Annotated in this window: 15 protein-coding genes and 1 riboswitch; of the genes, 14 read left to right on the forward strand and 1 reads right to left on the reverse strand. The window is 40.6% G+C overall.

Annotated features, from left to right (window positions below):
* Positions 1-42 precede the first annotated feature (42 nt).
* The 10 genes from BM097_RS04475 (at position 43) to thiC (ending at position 9,297) form a co-directional block, all read left to right on the forward strand.
* Entirely contained in the window at positions 43-927 is an 885-nt protein-coding gene (locus BM097_RS04475; protein ID WP_090546310.1) for a DUF3737 family protein, read from the forward strand.
* Complete coding sequence (locus tag BM097_RS04480; RefSeq protein ID WP_090546312.1) at positions 927-2,078, forward strand: MalY/PatB family protein; 1,152 nt, start codon at positions 927-929, stop codon at positions 2,076-2,078. The genes BM097_RS04475 and BM097_RS04480 overlap by 1 nt, the downstream gene beginning before the upstream one ends.
* A gap of 4 nt (positions 2,079-2,082) precedes the next feature.
* Positions 2,083-3,408, forward strand: coding sequence for a sensor histidine kinase (locus BM097_RS04485; protein WP_090546314.1), 1,326 nt, complete (start codon positions 2,083-2,085; stop codon positions 3,406-3,408).
* An 81-nt stretch (positions 3,409-3,489) separates the two neighbouring features.
* Positions 3,490-3,594: riboswitch (TPP riboswitch) on the forward strand.
* A 66-nt stretch (positions 3,595-3,660) separates the two neighbouring features.
* Entirely contained in the window at positions 3,661-4,290 is a 630-nt protein-coding gene (gene thiE / locus BM097_RS04490) for a thiamine phosphate synthase (RefSeq protein WP_090546316.1), read from the forward strand.
* A complete protein-coding gene (gene thiD, locus BM097_RS04495; protein ID WP_090546318.1) occupies positions 4,287-5,099 on the forward strand; it encodes a bifunctional hydroxymethylpyrimidine kinase/phosphomethylpyrimidine kinase in 813 nt (270 codons plus the stop codon). The genes thiE and thiD overlap by 4 nt, the downstream gene beginning before the upstream one ends.
* Positions 5,086-5,280 carry a sulfur carrier protein ThiS gene (thiS, locus tag BM097_RS04500; protein ID WP_090546320.1) on the forward strand — a complete coding sequence of 65 codons (195 nt, stop codon included), beginning with the start codon at positions 5,086-5,088 and terminating at the stop codon, positions 5,278-5,280. Before thiD ends, thiS begins: the two co-directional genes overlap by 14 nt.
* Position 5,281: 1 nt before the next feature.
* A complete protein-coding gene (gene thiF, locus BM097_RS04505; protein WP_090546322.1) occupies positions 5,282-5,917 on the forward strand; it encodes a thiamine biosynthesis protein ThiF in 636 nt (211 codons plus the stop codon).
* A gap of 21 nt (positions 5,918-5,938) precedes the next feature.
* Entirely contained in the window at positions 5,939-6,706 is a 768-nt protein-coding gene (locus tag BM097_RS04510; RefSeq protein WP_090546452.1) for a thiazole synthase, read from the forward strand.
* 9 nt (positions 6,707-6,715) lie between these two features.
* Positions 6,716-7,972: a 2-iminoacetate synthase ThiH gene (gene thiH / locus BM097_RS04515; protein WP_090546324.1), complete on the forward strand. Its 1,257-nt coding sequence runs from the start codon at positions 6,716-6,718 to the stop codon at positions 7,970-7,972.
* 17 nt (positions 7,973-7,989) lie between these two features.
* Positions 7,990-9,297 carry a phosphomethylpyrimidine synthase ThiC gene (gene thiC / locus BM097_RS04520; protein ID WP_090546329.1) on the forward strand — a complete coding sequence of 436 codons (1,308 nt, stop codon included), beginning with the start codon at positions 7,990-7,992 and terminating at the stop codon, positions 9,295-9,297.
* A 557-nt stretch (positions 9,298-9,854) separates the two neighbouring features.
* Here the strand turns inward: thiC and BM097_RS04525 are convergent.
* Entirely contained in the window at positions 9,855-10,424 is a 570-nt protein-coding gene (locus tag BM097_RS04525; RefSeq protein WP_090546332.1) for a cytidylate kinase-like family protein, read from the reverse strand.
* Between the two features lie 198 nt (positions 10,425-10,622).
* On the opposite strand from BM097_RS04525, the gene BM097_RS04530 reads away from it, so the two are divergent.
* The 4 genes from BM097_RS04530 to BM097_RS04545 all read left to right on the forward strand — a co-directional run bounded on the left by BM097_RS04530 (position 10,623) and on the right by BM097_RS04545 (position 13,811).
* Positions 10,623-10,931: a hypothetical protein gene (locus BM097_RS04530; RefSeq protein WP_090546334.1), complete on the forward strand. Its 309-nt coding sequence runs from the start codon at positions 10,623-10,625 to the stop codon at positions 10,929-10,931.
* 201 nt (positions 10,932-11,132) lie between these two features.
* Complete coding sequence (locus BM097_RS04535) at positions 11,133-12,125, forward strand: metal ABC transporter substrate-binding protein (protein WP_090546337.1); 993 nt, start codon at positions 11,133-11,135, stop codon at positions 12,123-12,125.
* 217 nt (positions 12,126-12,342) lie between these two features.
* Positions 12,343-12,984, forward strand: a complete 642-nt coding sequence (locus BM097_RS04540) for a metal ABC transporter ATP-binding protein (RefSeq protein ID WP_090546339.1) — start codon at positions 12,343-12,345, stop codon at positions 12,982-12,984.
* Entirely contained in the window at positions 12,978-13,811 is an 834-nt protein-coding gene (locus BM097_RS04545) for a metal ABC transporter permease (RefSeq protein ID WP_090546341.1), read from the forward strand. Before BM097_RS04540 ends, BM097_RS04545 begins: the two co-directional genes overlap by 7 nt.

A 13,811-nucleotide genomic window follows, 5' to 3' on the forward strand; every position in this document is an offset into this window, starting at 1 on the left:
GTGATAGAATGTAAATGTATATTGATAGTTCGGAGGTATAGAATGAAAGAATATAGACAGCAGTTTTTTAAAGGGGAGAGAGCACTTTTCGCAGAGGATGGTGCAAAGATCTATGATTCTGTTTTTGATGATGGAGAATCTCCTTTAAAGGAAAGCAAGAATATAGAGGTTTACAATTCACAGTTTAAATGGAAATATCCAATGTGGTATTCAAATAATATCAACGTAACAAACTGCAACTGGTTCGAAATGGCCCGTTCAGGAGTTTGGTACACAAACAACATCACTGTAAAGGATTCTCTTATCACAGCACCTAAGAATTTCCGAAGATGTGATGGCGTAACATTAGACAATGTGGATTTAACCAATGCTGAGGAAACCTTCTGGATGTGTAAGAATATCAAGCTTAATAATGTAACTGCAAAGGGACATTATTTTGCTATGAATTCACAGGGAATCGAAATTGATAACCTTAGATTGGATGGAAACTATTCCTTTGATGGTGCCAGCAATATCACTATTCGTAATTCAGTGCTTTTATCAAAGGATGCTTTCTGGAATACAGAGAATGTTACAGTTTACGATTCTTACATTTGTGGTGAATACCTTGGCTGGAATGCGAAGAATCTTACATTTGTAAATTGTACTATCGAAAGTCTTCAGGGACTTTGCTATATTGATAATCTTACAATGAAAAACTGTAAGCTCATCAATACAACACTTGCATTTGAGTATGCTAAGAATATCGATGCTGAAATTACTAACAAGATCGACAGCGTATTTAATCCTGAAAGCGGAACAATCACAGCAGAGGAAATCGAGGAGCTGATTGTTGAAAAGGATATGGTAGACCCTTCTAAGACCAAGATTGTTTGTAATGCAGTTGGCAAGACAGAAGAAATCGTAGAATGGAGAAGAGACCGTTAATGGGAAAATATGATTTTGATACACCGGTAAATCGTCGTGGCACAGATTCACTTAAGTGGGATGTGAAGGAAAATGAGCTTCCTATGTGGGTGGCAGATATGGATTTTCAGACTGCCCCAGAAATCAGAGAAGCTATTGCAGATAGACTTGCCCATGGCGTATTTGGTTATTCGGACATAACAGATGAATGGTATCAGGCTTATCAGAGCTGGTGGAAGAATAGACATGGCTTTGAAATTGAAAGGGATTGGCTTATCTTTTCAACAGGTGTAATCCCATCTATTTCATCCATTGTTCGTAAGCTTACCACTCCAAATGAAAAGGTCATCATTCAGACACCTGTTTACAATATCTTTTTTAACAGTATTGTAAACAATGGCTGCCGACCACTTGAAAGCCCTCTTATTTACAAGGATGGTAACTACGAAATGGACCTTGCAGATTTGGAAGAAAAGATGGCAAACCCACAGGCTAGCCTTATGATTCTTTGTAATCCTCACAATCCTGTTGGAAGAATTTGGAATAAGGAAGAGCTTGCAAAGGTGGGCGAGCTTGCAAAGAAGTACGGTGTTACAGTTATTTCAGATGAAATCCACTGTGACATCACCATCCCTGGCAAGTCTTATGTACCATTTGCTTCAGTTTCAGAAATCTGCAAGGATGTGAGCATCACCTGCATCGCACCTACTAAATGCTTTAATATTGCAGGCATGCAGACATCAGCTGTTGTGGTGCCAAACCCATTCTTGCGTCACAAGGTATGGCGTGGCCTTAATACAGACGAAGTGGCAGAGCCTAATTCCTTTGCTCAGGTTGTTACTGAGGCAGCCTTTAATAGGGGCGGCCAGTGGCTTGATGAAATGCGTGAATACGTATTTACGAATCGAAAAATTGCCGAGGATTTCATTGAAAAGGAAATTCCAAAGCTTAGCATAGTTCATGGCGAGGCCACATATCTTCTTTGGATAGATATTAGCAAGCTTGGAAAAGACAGTGCAGATGTGGCTGCAGCTATTCGAGCCAAAACAGGTCTTTACATCACTGAAGGCATCGAATACGGCGAAGCCGGTCGCTATTTCCTTCGCATGAACGTAGCCTGCACCCGCGCCACACTTGAGGACGGACTTAATCGACTAAAAAACGGAATCTAAATATATGAAAAAGAAGATTAATTTACGAATCGTTGGTATTGCAATTATCGCTGTATTTGCAACTGTTATTGGAACAACAGTTATATATTATAGTTTGTTTCAGAAGCAGGTTAGGGCTGACTTGTCAATAAGTGCAAAGCTTTTAAAGGACACACGTTATTTTGAGTCGGTCAATATTGATCGTGACAAGATTGATTTATCTACAGAAAGGGATGAATTGCGTGTAACCTGGATAGCAAAAGATGGTACAGTTTTGTATGATAATGACACCTCGGCAGAGCTATTGACGAATCATAATAATAGACCTGAAATCCAGGATGCATTTAATAAGGGTGTTGGTGAAGCAGTTAGAAAATCTGACACAATGCATAAAAACACCTTTTATTATGCTGTCCGCTTGGATAATGGAACAGTCCTTAGAGTAGCTACCAATGCCCAAAGCTTACGGTCTGTTTTTCTTTCCGTGGCACCATTTATTGGGCTGATTATTCTTAGCATTATTTCTGTTTGTGTGGTGATTTCCCATCTACTCACCAAACAGTTGATTAAGCCAATTGAAGTGATGATTTCAAATTTGGAAAATTCAGATTATGAATCTCCATACAAGGAATTAGAGCCTGTTTGTGAAATGCTAAAATCACAGCATATAGATATTTTAGGTGCCGCCAAGGCCAGACAGGATTTCACGGCAAATGTATCCCATGAGCTCAAGACACCTCTTACAGCTATCTCAGGATATGCAGAGCTTTTAGAGGAGGGGATGGTCGAAACAGATAAGCAGAAGCATTTCTATAAAGAGATTCGAAAAAATGCTGACAGATTGTTTGCAATAATTAACGATATTATCCAACTATCGGAGCTAGACAGAGAGGAGCATGGCATTTCATTTGAAAAGTTTGATTTGTATGAAACTGTCGTAGAATGCGTCAATGCCCTTTCAATTAATGCCAAGCTTTCGAATATTAGCATAAATGTGGAGGGTGAATCAAAATTCATTCATGCTAACAAAGACCTTATTAAGGAGCTTGTTGAAAACCTTCTTCAAAACTCAATTAGATACAACAATCCAGGTGGAAAAGTCAGCGTACTGGTTAAAACAATAGACAATTCAACCTGCCTGATTGTACAAGATAATGGAATTGGCATCCCAGCAGTGGATCAACAAAGAGTTTTTGAGAGATTTTACAGAGTTGATAAAAGCAGATCCAAAGCAACAGGTGGAACAGGGCTGGGACTTGCCATAGTTAAACATATCGTGGAAATACATGACGCTAAAATCAAACTTGACAGCGCCCCTGGAGTAGGCACCACTATAACAGTTATTTTCTAGAACAAATAAGTTACTATTCACACAAATAAATTTAGGGGGTTGCAATTTTGCCACAGTTGTAGCATTATAGTGAAGGAAATTTTATATAGAAACGGGAGCTTGTAAACAGGCTGAGAGGAAGGTGTGACCTTCGACCGAGAACCTGATTTGGATAATGCCAACGTAGGGACGCCGATTAATTATGATATTACGCGGAAGCTATTTGAGAAATCAGGTAGCTTCCGTTTTTTTATTGGAAAATTAGGAGGAATAATGGATTTTAATAGCGAGCTTTATTTTATTACGGACAGTACACCTTATGAATTAGATGAGTTTCTATTCCGTGTAGAAGAGGCGCTAAGGGGTGGCGTTACCTTGATGCAGCTTAGGGAAAAGAATAGGACTACGAGGGAGTATATTGAGCTGGCCACAAAGGTGCATGAAATCAGCAGGAAATATAATGTGCCTCTGATTATTGATGACAGAGTGGATGTAATGCTGGCTGTTGATGCAGAAGGTGTGCATCTTGGGGCAGAGGACATGGAATGGTCCACAGCAAGAAAAATAATTGGTGACAATAAGATACTGGGGGCTACCGCCAAAAAGGTAGAGGTGGCAAAGGCAGCCTATGAAGCAGGAGCTGATTATTTGGGAGTTGGAGCAATCTATCCAACCACTACAAAGGTAAAGACAATTATTACATCAGTGGAAACCTTGAAGGATATCGTAAATGCGGTACCAATTCCTGTTAATGCTATTGGTGGATTGAATCCTTCTAACATGGATGTGCTAAAGGGAGTAAACATTGCAGGCGTATGTGCAGTGTCAGCTATTATGAAGGTTGATTCGCCAAAGCTTGCGGCAGAAAATATGCTTAAGAAGTTTAGGGAGATTAAAGGATGAAGGTAGTTTTATCAATTGCTGGAAGCGACAGCAGTGGGGGCGCAGGAATTCAGGCAGATTTAAAAACCATGACCTGCCACGGAGTCTACGGAATGACAGCCATTACTGCACTTACAGCACAAAACACACTTGGGGTAACCCAGATAGTTGAATCGTCGGTGGATTTTCTAGAAGCTCAAATAGATGCCTGCCTTAAGGATATTCCTGCAGATGCTGTAAAAATCGGCATGCTTCCATCGGCTATGCAGGTAAGAATGGTGGCAAGAAAGCTGAAGGAATATGAAGTGGAAAATATTGTTGTGGATCCTGTGATGGTGGCAACCAGCGGTAGCAAGCTGATGGAAAATTCTACACCAGCTGTTATGGCCAAGCTTCTGTTTCCAATGGCTAGGGTGATTACTCCAAATATTCCAGAGGCGGAAGCGCTTACAGGAGATAAGATAACCAGTAAGGAGACTATGGAAAAGGCTGCTAAAAAGCTGGGCTTGCAATATGGCTGCGGGGTGCTTGTAAAGGGCGGCCATAGCGTGGAGGATGCCTGTGACGTGCTTTTTGAAAAGGGCAGTATCACCTGGTTTGATGGCAAAAAAATTGCCAGTGAAAATACCCATGGAACAGGCTGCACTCTTTCAAGTGCCATTGCATCAAATCTTGCTTTAGGCTATGACCTGCAAACCTCAATCAATAGAGCTAAGGCTTATATTTCAGCAGCAATTTCAGCAGATTTAAACTTAGGTCATGGAAGTGGTCCGCTAAATCATAACGTATGGAATCATTACGGAAGGGAGGATGGCAATGCTGCAGGTTAACGGAAAAGAGTATGCGGGAGTAGGAAAAACAGTTGGAAATGTGGTCATCGAAATGAATTTCGATATAAGGACTATTGCCGTGGAGCTGAATGAAGAAATCGTATCAAAAGCTGATTATGACAGCACTACTTTAAAAGAGGGTGATGTTTTAGAGATAGTAAGCTTTGTGGGAGGCGGCTGATATGTTACCAACCAAAGAGGAATTTTACGAGGCTTTAGTAGAAAGGCATGGCAGGAAAAATCAGGAGAAATTTTCTAAGGCTACAGTGGCTATCTGCGGACTTGGAGGACTTGGTTCAAATATAGCCATCTGCCTTGCCAGAGCGGGAGTGGGCAAGCTGATTTTGATAGATTACGACAAGGTGGATGTAACAAATCTTCATCGTCAGCAGTACAAGGCCAATCAAGTGGGTATGCTTAAAACCTATGCAATGATGGAAAATCTTATGGAGATAAATCCATATCTTCAGGCAGAAGCCTATTCGATTATTTTGAATGAGAATAATCTGCAGGACATTCTGAAGGAGGCGGACATAGTATGCGAAGCCTTTGATGATGCCAGATATAAAGCAATGCTTGTTAATGAGGTTTTAGAAAAATTTGGTGAAAAATATATATTGTCCAGCTCGGGAATGGCTGGATTTGGTAGTGCAAATCTTATAACTACAAAAAAGCTTTCCGGCAGATTTTATCTGTGCGGTGACGGGGTGAGTGACGTAGAGGATGGAATCGGGCTGGTGGCAAGCCGCGTAATGGTTTGCGCCGCCCAAGAGGCCCATATGGTGCTAAGAATTTTAATGGGAGAATGTGAGCCTTAAAAGTGTGAAAGGATGAAAAAAATGGAAAACGACAAACTGGTAATTGGTGGCAAAGAATTTAACTCAAGATTTATTTTGGGCTCAGGAAAATATTCGATGAAGCTGATTGAGGCAGCAGTGAAGGATGCAGGGGCAGAGATAATAACACTTGCAGTGCGACGTACTAATACAAAGGATGAGGAAAACATTTTGGATTATATTCCAAAGAACGTAACCCTCCTTCCAAATACAAGCGGCGCAAGAGATGCTAAAGAGGCAGTAAGAATAGCCAGACTGGCAAGAGAATTGGGCTGCGGTGATTTTGTAAAAATCGAAATTATGCGAGATAGCAAATATCTTTTACCAGACAATTATGAGACCATCAAGGCCACAGAAATTTTGGCAAAGGAAGGTTTTGTGGTATTGCCTTACATGTATCCAGATTTGAATGTGGCAAGAGAGCTTGTAAATGTAGGGGCTGCAGCGGTAATGCCACTTGCTTCGCCAATCGGCTCTAACAAAGGACTTGCAACAAAGGAATTTATTCAGATTTTGATAGACGAGATTGATTTGCCAATCATTGTAGATGCAGGAATTGGCGCTCCATCTCAGGCCTGCGAGGCCATGGAAATGGGAGCGGCAGCCATCATGGCAAATACTGCACTTGCTACAGCAGGAAATCTTCCACTGATGGCATCAGCCTTTAAATCAGCTATCGAAGCAGGAAGAAATGCTTATCTCGCAGGGCTTGGCAGAGTTCTTACACGTGGAGCATCAGCATCTGATCCTTTAACAGGATTTTTGCACTAGGAGGCAGTCATGGAGAATAATTTTTTAATAGATTCAGATGAGCTGACAGAAACAGCCCTAAAAAGAAAGCATCAGCTGGAGTCGGACCCAAGCTGCAGAATCGACCACATGAAATATTTGCCAGGGATGGATGTAATCGAATCTGATGTATGCAAAAACGTGATGGCAGAAATGGAAGCCTACGATTACACCAAATACACAGCAGCAGATGTAAGACGAGCATTAGCCAAGGATAAATGCACAATAGAAGACTTCAAGGCTCTTCTTTCACCAGCGGCAGAGCCATTTTTGGAGCAGATGGCAGCAAAGGCAAAGCTTGAGACCAGCAAGCACTTCGGAAATACGGTATATCTTTTCACGCCACTTTACATAGCAAATTATTGTGAAAACTACTGCGTATACTGTGGCTTCAACTGCTACAACAAAATCAATCGTTTGAAGCTTTCAATGGAGCAGATTGAGCACGAAATGAAGGTAATTGCCGACAGTGGCATGGAAGAAATTCTTATCCTGACAGGTGAAAGCCCAGCCAAATCAGATGTGAAATATATCGGCGAGGCATGTAAGATTGCACGAAAATATTTTAGGATGGTGGGCATCGAAATCTATCCTGTAAATGTAGAGGATTACAAATATTTGCATGAATGTGGTGTTGATTATGTAACTGTTTTTCAGGAAACCTACGACACCAAAAAGTATGAGACACTACATCTGGCAGGAAATAAGCGTGTATGGCCATACAGATTTGATGCTCAGGAGAGAGCATTGATGGGAGGCATGCGAGGGGTTGCCTTTTCAGCCCTTTTAGGCCTTTCAGATTTTAGAAAGGACGCCCTTGCATCAGCACTACACGTTTACTTTTTACAGCGTAAATATCCTTATGCAGAAATGTCTTTGTCTTGCCCAAGATTAAGGCCAATTATCAACAACGAAACTATAAATCCGTTGGATGTTGGGGAAAGACAGCTTTGCCAGATACTTTGCGCATATCGAATCTTTTTGCCATTTGTAGGAATCACCGTTTCATCCAGAGAGACAGCAGAATTCAGAAATGGAATCGTCAAGATTGCAGCCACAAAGGTTTCTGCAGGGGTTTCCACAGGAATCGGCGACCACGAGGAAAAATATACTGGCAAGGAATCCGATGACAAATCAGGAGATGAGCAGTTTGAAATATCTGACGGCAGAAGCCTGATAAAAATGTATTCAGACATTGCAGATGAAGGCCTACAGCCAGTTTTCAACGATTATATATACGTTTCATAAGAGAAGGAGAAAGATTAATGAGAAATTATAAAACACAAATGGACGCTGCCCGTCAGGGGATTATTACACCTGAAATGAAGCAGGTTGCTCTAAAGGAATACCGCACACCAGAGGAAATTCGTGATTTGGTGGCAAAGGGCCAGGTGGCAATTCCTGCAAATATCAATCACAAGTGCATAAATCCAGAGGGCGTTGGCAGTATGCTTCGCACAAAAATCAACGTAAACCTTGGCGTATCACGTGACTGCAAGGATTACAATATTGAAATGGAAAAGGTTATGGCAGCTGTGGATATGGGGGCAGAGGCGATTATGGATTTGTCCAGCCACGGCAACACACAGCCTTTCAGAAAAAAGCTTGTAGAGGAATGTCCTGCCATGCTTGGAACCGTGCCAATCTATGACAGCGTAATACATTATCAGCGCGATTTGGCCACACTTACCGCCAAGGATTTCATTGATGTGGTTCGACTTCACGCTCAGGATGGAGTTGATTTTGTCACCCTTCACTGCGGAATCACACGCAAAACCATCGACCAAATCAAGAAGCACAAAAGAAAAATGAACATCGTATCACGTGGCGGTTCACTTGTATTTGCATGGATGTGCATGACAGGTGAGGAGAATCCTTTCTACGAATATTATGATGAAATACTAGACATCTGTCGTGAGTATGATGTGACAATTTCTCTTGGTGACGCATGCCGTCCAGGTTGTCTTGCAGATGCATCTGATGTATGCCAGATAGAGGAATTGGTTAGACTTGGTGAGCTTACAAAGCGTGCCTGGGAAAAGGATGTCCAGGTAATGGTTGAAGGCCCAGGGCATATGCCAATGGACGAAATTGCTGCAAACATGAAGATTCAGCAGAAGATTTGTATGGGAGCACCTTTTTATGTACTTGGACCAATCGTAACAGATATTGCACCAGGCTACGACCATATCACATCAGCTATCGGTGGTGCCATCGCAGCTCAAAACGGCGCAGCCTTCCTTTGCTACGTAACACCAGCCGAGCATTTGGCACTTCCTAATGTAGAAGATGTAAAGCAGGGAATCATTGCCTCAAAAATAGCAGCTCATGCTGCAGATATTGCAAAGCATATTCCTCACGCAATGGATCAGGATAATGCTATGGCAGAGGCCAGACAATGCTTCGATTGGGATAAGCAGTGGGAATGCTCGCTGGATTCTGAAACTGCTCAAGCCATCCGCGCCGACCGTTCACCAGAATTTGATGATACCTGCTCTATGTGCGGCAAATTCTGTGCAGTCCGCAGCATGAACAAAGCATTAGCAGGCGAGTATATTGATATATTAGGATAATTTCTATGCTGAATTTAAGCTAGAGCCTGATTATTTTTTGAATTGGATGCAATAACACTGATAAATAGAGTTTTTTGTTAAGTGAAAATTGGAATAGTTGATATCCCACTTAAAAAATGGAAAGTGTGTTAAGTGAATATAAGAAAAATAAAAATTCACTTCAAAAAGCTTAAAAATATTTATGTATAATTAAGTTTATTTCTGAAAACTATATTTTCACTTAATAAGGTGATTGAGCTTTATAAGTTTAAATCTATTATGAAGGAAATAAACTTAAGAAATTCAAAAGTTACAACTAAAAAGTTAAGTTTATAATATTTATTTTTTAATACACTTAACAGGATTTTGCATTTATAAGTGAAATTTTTATTTTGTTTAATACACTTAACTTTTAAGCGATTGTGAGATAAGTGAATTATGAATTCATCTGTTTTTCACTTAACTGCAATAGATATAAGTGACAAATGATAAAAGGAACATTATCTTAGATGTTTAAATAAGATAATGTTCCTTTATATTGTCATTAAATATAAACCTCTTTATTAATTAACAGTTTATTATTTAGCTAGGGCTTCTAAGAGTGCTACACAGTCATCCTCACTAAGGTTAGTAGAATTGATTACAATGTCGAAGTAGTCAGGTGAGCCCCATTTTCCGCCGGAGTGTGTGGTGAAGAATTTCTCACGTTTCTTGTCGAATTTCTTCATTACCTCTTCGGCTTTATCTTTTTCATTCTTTTCTACAGTGATAGAACGATCCAGTCTGTAATCATCATCAGCTGTAATGAAAACCTTTAAGCATTTTTTATCTTTAAGAATTTCGCTGGCACATCTTCCCACAAATACACAACCAGGCTGTTCAGCAGCCTCACGGATAATCTCAACCTCTGTATTATAAATCTGCTCCTCCATTGAAAGGTGCTCGTTGCCAGGAGCCTTGAAGATTGGTTTAATAGGAGTCTGCTCATCCATGCCTGATACCTGATCATAGGAAAGCCCCATGCGCTTACAGGTTTCAACTACCACACCACGGTCATATAAGCGGTAACCAAGACGTTTAGCCAGCTTATCAGCAATATTATGGCCGCCACTTCCATATTTACGTTCAATAGTAATATATTCGTACATAAAAGAGCCTCCTCTCAATAGGGTTTCGTTATAAAGTTTACATTACACCACAATATAAGATTATTATAGTAGATTTAAGAATAATCATGCGGCAATTCACTATTTTTTCATTTTTTATTCATAAGTCCTTTGGGTTTGACAAATCGAACCAAAGCAATTATTATGACAGGGTATTTAAGATTTATTTAAGGAGAGAGTATGTTAAAGCTAAGGAATAACAATAGAATCCTTGCGCTAGTAGCTATTGCAGCTACTGTTCTTGTTATGCTCTTTTCTACTGTCTTCATTGCAGAGCATGCCGTACATCATTGTGATGATGAAGCACACTGCCCAATATGTCTTGTTTTGGAGCAGTGCGAAAGCAATATCAAAAGCATTGGTGCTGGTCTTGTAGTTGCAGCAGTAGTTTATGTAATTGCATTTGCAATGAAGGATATTGAAGGCTTTATTCAAAGCCAGCCTGTTCAGGCTAGTTTAGTATCCCAAAAGGTAAGAATTGATTCTTAAAAAGGTCTATATTTTATAAATTTTATAAGGTTTTATTTTGGTATGACTTCTTGTGGGCTACTTAAGGAAAAAGCCCACAAGAACTTGGCTTCGCCAAGCAATATTTTCTTTCAGAAAATATTGGTCTATGTCCGGTTCTTGTTTTTCTGATGAAAAACAAAAACCTATATTTTTTTATAGACACGAAAGGATTAATTAAAGATGAAAATTAAAAATTTAATAGGTTTAATGGCAGCTACTGTATTTATGATGGGAGCTTTTGCAGGTTGTGGCACAAATAGCGCTGATGTTGTAGCATCAGATGCTTCAAAGGATGGCATATCTATTGTCACTACCATCTTCCCAGAGTACGATTGGGTAAAGGAAATAGCAGGGGATGCAGCAGGAGTAGAGGTTACTAATCTGCTTGATAACGGTGCAGACCTTCACAACTATCAGCCTACAGCAGAGGACATTAAGACTATTGCTACATGTGATTTATTCATATATGTTGGTGGCGAGTCTGATGAGTGGGCAGAGGATGCTATAAAGACAGCTGTAAACCCAAATCAGAAGGTAATCAACCTTATGGAAGTGCTTAAGGATAGCATTAAGGAAGAGGAAGTTGTAGAGGGTATGCAGGCTGAAGAAGAGGAAGAAGAAGGCGAGGAAGAGGTTGAGTATGACGAGCACGTATGGCTTTCTCTTAAGAATGCAGCAGTATGTGTAGATGCTATTGAAGCTGCAATGTCAGAAATTGACACAGCAAATGCCAGCACCTTCGCAGCAAATGCAGATGCCTACGTAAACGAAATCAAAAACCTTGATAATGAATATAGAGACATGGTAGACGGTGCAACAACAAAGACAGTATTATTTGGCGACCGCTTCCCATTCAGATATATGGTAGACGATTATGGCCTTGATTACTTTGCAGCATTCGTAGGCTGCTCGGCAGAAACAGAAGCAAGCTTCGAAACAATCAAATTCCTTGCAGAAAAAGTAGACGAGCTTGGCCTTAAGACAGTCCTTACTATCGAAAACTCAGACAACAAAATCGCCGACACCATTATCGCAAATACGAATTCAAAAGACGCTAATATCCTAGCCATGGATTCCATGCAGTCTACAACATCCGCAGACTACGAAAACGGCGTAACATATTTAAGCATCATGAAAAACAATCTAAACGTATTAACCGAAGCGTTAAACTAGAAATACTATAGTAATTGAAATCTAACAAATTTAGATGAGCCTGATACTGAGACTATACATAACCTTGGCAAGCGCGAGCAGGGGGGCGCCATGCCTGACCATGGGTGGGGGCCCACGCCGGCGGGCTCCCATGGTTAGGTATGGAGGGTGCCCTGCGGGAGCATGAAACACTTAAAATAGTCTCAGTATCTGGCGGACTAGAGTAATAGGAGACATTATGGCAGTATTAACAGCGAAGGAACTTGCTGTGGGTTATGACAACCAGGCAGTTCTAGACCACATCAATTTTGAAATAGAAGCGGGAGACTACTTTTGCATAGTAGGAGAAAACGGCTCTGGCAAAACCACAATGATGAAGACAATTCTAGGTTTGCAGAACCCAGTTTCGGGCACCATAGAATTTGGTGATGGGCTTATGAAAAATGAAATTGGCTATTTGCCTCAGCAGTCGGTGGCACAGAAGGATTTTCCGGCATCAGTGTTTGAAATCGTACTTTCAGGTTGCCAAAATAGCTTGGGCAAAAGATTTTTCTACACAAAGGAGCAAAAGAAGCTGGCTCTTTCTAATATCAAAAAGATGGGAATAGAGAAGCTGAAAAACAGATGTTATCGTGAGCTTTCAGGTGGTCAGCAGCAGCGAGTATTGTTGGCGCGAGCATTGTGCGCAACCAAAAAGGCAATTCTTTTGGATGAGCCAGTGGCAGGCCTGGACCCAACCGTAACGGAGGAAATGTACGAGCTAATCAAGCAGCTGAATGATGATGGCATGACAATCATAATGATTAGTCATGACCTTGCAAATGTAAGCAAGTATGCAAATAAGATTTTTGATGTGAATGAAGGAGTAGTGACATGCTAGATACATTAATAGAATATTTAAGCTTTCCTTTTGTAAGATATGCATTGATAGTGGGAGTGCTTATCGCACTTTGCTCCTCACTGCTTGGAGTTACACTGGTGCTTAAAAGATATTCCTTCATAGGAGATGGCCTTTCACATGTAGCCTTCGGCGCCCTTGCCATCGCAACAGTTTTCAATCTGACTAATAGAATGATAATAGTTCTTCCTGTCACTATCGCATTTGCGATACTTCTCCTTAGAAAGGGACAGAACACAAAGATAAAAGGAGATGCTGCAATCGCCATGCTTTCTGTTGGCGCTTTGGCATTTGGTTATATGCTGATGAATCTGTTCCCAAGCTCATCAAACGTATCAGGTGATGTGTGCACAACTTTGTTTGGCTCAATGTCAATTTTGATGCTTACAAAGACTGATGTGTGGCTTTGTGGAATTCTTGCCATAATCGTAACTATACTGTTTATCTTTTTATATAATCGCATTTTTGCAGTAACCTTCGACGAGGATTTTGCTAACGCTGTAGGCACCAAGGTAAATTTTTATAATTTGTTAATTGCTACAGTTATTGCTGTAATCATTGTCCTTGCAATGAATTTGGTGGGCTCTCTTTTGATATCAGCCTTAGTCATCTTCCCAGCACTTTCTGCAATGAGCATTCTTAAAAATTTTAAGAGCGTAACAATTTTCTCGGCAGTATCTTCTATGATATGCGCACTGCTTGGAATTCTTATTTCCATCCTTGCAGGCACGCCAGTAGGTTCTACAATCGTGGCCGCTGATGTGGTGCTATTCGGTATTTGTTTTTTGATTGGAAAAATCAGGGGGTAA

Origin of the sequence: Pseudobutyrivibrio sp. OR37 (assembly GCF_900113655.1) — a bacterium.
Classification (GTDB): Bacteria; Bacillota; Clostridia; order Lachnospirales; family Lachnospiraceae; genus Pseudobutyrivibrio.

Coding starts and splice junctions, on each gene's coding strand:
- BM097_RS04510 (WP_090546452.1), top strand. CDS start 5,939: ATGGAAAACGACAAACTGGTAATTGGTGGCAAAGAATTTAACTCAAGA.
- BM097_RS04525 (WP_090546332.1), bottom strand. CDS start 10,424: ATGTACGAATATATTACTATTGAACGTAAATATGGAAGTGGCGGCCAT.
- BM097_RS04535 (WP_090546337.1), top strand. CDS start 11,133: ATGAAAATTAAAAATTTAATAGGTTTAATGGCAGCTACTGTATTTATG.
- BM097_RS04485 (WP_090546314.1), top strand. CDS start 2,083: ATGAAAAAGAAGATTAATTTACGAATCGTTGGTATTGCAATTATCGCT.
- thiS (WP_090546320.1), top strand. CDS start 5,086: ATGCTGCAGGTTAACGGAAAAGAGTATGCGGGAGTAGGAAAAACAGTT.
- thiE (WP_090546316.1), top strand. CDS start 3,661: ATGGATTTTAATAGCGAGCTTTATTTTATTACGGACAGTACACCTTAT.
- thiC (WP_090546329.1), top strand. CDS start 7,990: ATGAGAAATTATAAAACACAAATGGACGCTGCCCGTCAGGGGATTATT.
- thiH (WP_090546324.1), top strand. CDS start 6,716: ATGGAGAATAATTTTTTAATAGATTCAGATGAGCTGACAGAAACAGCC.
- BM097_RS04530 (WP_090546334.1), top strand. CDS start 10,623: ATGTTAAAGCTAAGGAATAACAATAGAATCCTTGCGCTAGTAGCTATT.
- BM097_RS04540 (WP_090546339.1), top strand. CDS start 12,343: ATGGCAGTATTAACAGCGAAGGAACTTGCTGTGGGTTATGACAACCAG.
- BM097_RS04475 (WP_090546310.1), top strand. CDS start 43: ATGAAAGAATATAGACAGCAGTTTTTTAAAGGGGAGAGAGCACTTTTC.
- BM097_RS04480 (WP_090546312.1), top strand. CDS start 927: ATGGGAAAATATGATTTTGATACACCGGTAAATCGTCGTGGCACAGAT.
- thiF (WP_090546322.1), top strand. CDS start 5,282: ATGTTACCAACCAAAGAGGAATTTTACGAGGCTTTAGTAGAAAGGCAT.
- thiD (WP_090546318.1), top strand. CDS start 4,287: ATGAAGGTAGTTTTATCAATTGCTGGAAGCGACAGCAGTGGGGGCGCA.
- BM097_RS04545 (WP_090546341.1), top strand. CDS start 12,978: ATGCTAGATACATTAATAGAATATTTAAGCTTTCCTTTTGTAAGATAT.